Here is a 2,606-nt window from a genome sequence, read left to right on the forward strand (position 1 = left end):
TGCAAATGTTATTTTTAGTGAGGTTGGTTTATAATTTTTTTTAAAAAAACGCCCAGTTTTTATACCCTTAGTTTTCAATAAGGATTTGTTTTTTGATATTAAGTTATCAAATGTTAGTTTTATTTTAAATATTTACCTTTCATTTGTTAGTTATTTTAATTAGGTTGCTAAAGCGAGACTAGTTATAACTGTTAGTTTAATGAATAAAAAATAGAATAAAAGTTAAAGTGTGAAAGAGGGGGAGAAAAAAAGTTAGTAAAAAAAAGTAAGAGAAGAATGTTAGTAAAAAGTGAGAGCAAAAAGATAAGAATAAAATAAGAGGTTAGGATTTGCTTATCCTAACCTCAAATTTTATTAATCTTCTAAGGTGCTTTTAGCAATACCACCTGGAAGAGTTGAACCATTAGCTTGGCTATATTTTTTTAAGTAAACTAAAAGAATTGAAATTGCCGCCGGAGTAATTCCTGAAATGCGTGAAGCTTGACCAATGGTTTGTGGTCTAAAATTCTCTAGTTTAGAAATAACTTCATTTGAAAGACCTGAAATAGTACGATATGAAAAGTCTTCAGGAATTTCAGTATTTTCATTACGCTCTAAACGTGCGATTTCTTCTAATTGGCGATCAATATAACCTTGATATTTGCTATTGATTTCAACTTGCAGAGCTGCTTGTTGATCATTAAGTTTACCTTGAGCAAATTGAGTAATTTGACAAAGTTTTTCATAGTTCATATCAGGACGCTTTAATAATTCAATTCCATTCGCTTCTTTAGTTAAAGGAGCATTAAGAAGTTGATTGATTGCTTCGATATTTTCAACATGAGGATGAATCCAAATTTCTTTTAATCTTGCGGTTTCCTCTTTAATGTTGTTGAGTTTTTCTTGGAAGCGTTGCCAACGTTCAGCACTAATTAAACCTAACTCTTGAGCTTTTGGAGTTAAACGTAAGTCAGCATTATCTTCTCTTAGAAGCAGACGATATTCTGCACGGGAAGTAAATAAACGATAAGGTTCATTAGTTCCTAAAGTACAAAGGTCGTCAATTAAAACTCCTAAGTAAGCTTCATTACGTTTTGGATACCAAGCTTCTTTATTTTGACAACGTAGAGCAGCATTGATTCCTGCAAGTAATCCTTGAGCTGCTGCTTCTTCGTATCCCGTAGTTCCATTAATTTGACCAGCCATAAAAAGATTGCTGATTTTTTTGCTTTCTAGAGAAAGTTTAAGGTCTCGTGGATCAAAATAATCGTATTCAATCGCATAGCCAGGACGCATAATACGTGCGTTTTCTAGACCCAGCATAGAATTAATAATTTTTACTTGTACATCAAAAGGCAGTGAAGTTGAAACTCCATTTGGATAGATTTCAGTAGAATCTAATCCTTCTGGTTCAAGGAAAATTTGGTGTTTGTCTTTATCGGCAAAGCGGACAATTTTATCTTCAATTGATGGACAGTAGCGTGGACCTACCCCTTCAATAACTCCTGCATACATTGGTGAACGATCAAGGTTATCACGAATAACCTGATGAGTTTGCTCATTAGTATAGGTCATGTAACAAGGGATTTGTTGAGGATGTTGTTCTACTGATCCCATAAAACTAAATACAGGAAGTTCACCTTGATCTCCTTCTTGAACCCCTAATTGACTAAAGTCAATAGTACGGATATCAATTCTTGGAGGCGTACCAGTTTTGAGACGTCCAACACGAAGATTTAAGTTACGTAAACGCTCTGCTAGAGAAATTGAAGCTGGATCTCCAGCTCTTCCGCCGGTGTAGTTTTCCATACCTACGTGGATTTTTCCACCAAGGAAAGTACCAGTAGTGAGAACTGCAGTGGTGGTCTCAAATTCTAAGCCGATTTTGGTAATCACACTTTTTACTTCATCATTTTCAATGCGAATATCTACCACTTCTTGTTGGAAGATATCTAAATTTTCTTGATTACATAAAAAGTTGCGAACAAAGTTTCGATATAAAGAGCGATCAATTTGAGCACGTGTTGCTCTTACTGCTGGTCCTTTAGAAGAGTTTAGCGTACGAAATTGAATTCCACAATGGTCTGCAGCAATTCCCATTAGACCACCCATGGCATCAATTTCTTTTACTAAATGTCCTTTACCTATGCCTCCGATAGCAGGGTTACATGACATTTGACCTAAAGTATCTATGTTGTGAGTTAGGAGAAGAGTTTTTAACCCCATGCGTGCTGAAGCTAAACAAGCTTCAGTACCTGCGTGTCCTCCCCCAATCACGATTACATCGTATTTTTTATTGTAAAGCATAAAGAGGTTGAAAAAATATTAAGATCTGATTTTACAAAACTTAGAGCATTACTTGGATAATTTTGTGAAAAATTATCTAAATAATGCTGCAAGTTTGCCTATATTAAATTAGATTATTATATCACATTAAGTAAAAATTCAAGAAGCTTGCTAAGAGATAAAATATAAAAAATCTTTGTTTTTCCTTAGTTTACCTTAAAGAGTGTAAGTAATATCCACAATTAATTTGTAATAAATAAGATTAGATAGAATTAATTTTTTAGATTTACAATTTTGTTTATTTTTATTTTGATTTTTTTATATTTGATGATATAACATTA

General features: G+C 33.3%; 1 protein-coding gene. It reads right to left on the reverse strand.

The window, feature by feature from the left end; genetic code table 11:
• Nucleotides 1-354 precede the first annotated feature (354 nt).
• On the reverse strand, nt 355-2,286 hold the full coding sequence (gene mnmG / locus CKF59_RS07155) for a tRNA uridine-5-carboxymethylaminomethyl(34) synthesis enzyme MnmG (RefSeq protein ID WP_119535244.1): 1,932 nt from the start codon (nt 2,284-2,286) through the stop codon (nt 355-357).
• Nucleotides 2,287-2,606 lie beyond the last annotated feature (320 nt).

Source organism: Psittacicella gerlachiana, from assembly GCF_003585965.1.
In the GTDB taxonomy this organism is placed as follows: Bacteria; Pseudomonadota; Gammaproteobacteria; order Enterobacterales; family Psittacicellaceae; genus Psittacicella; species Psittacicella gerlachiana.

What these genes read in the sequence shown, in the direction of transcription:
- mnmG (WP_119535244.1), bottom strand. Translation starts at nt 2,286, where the DNA reads ATGCTTTACAATAAAAAATACGATGTAATCGTGATTGGGGGAGGACAC.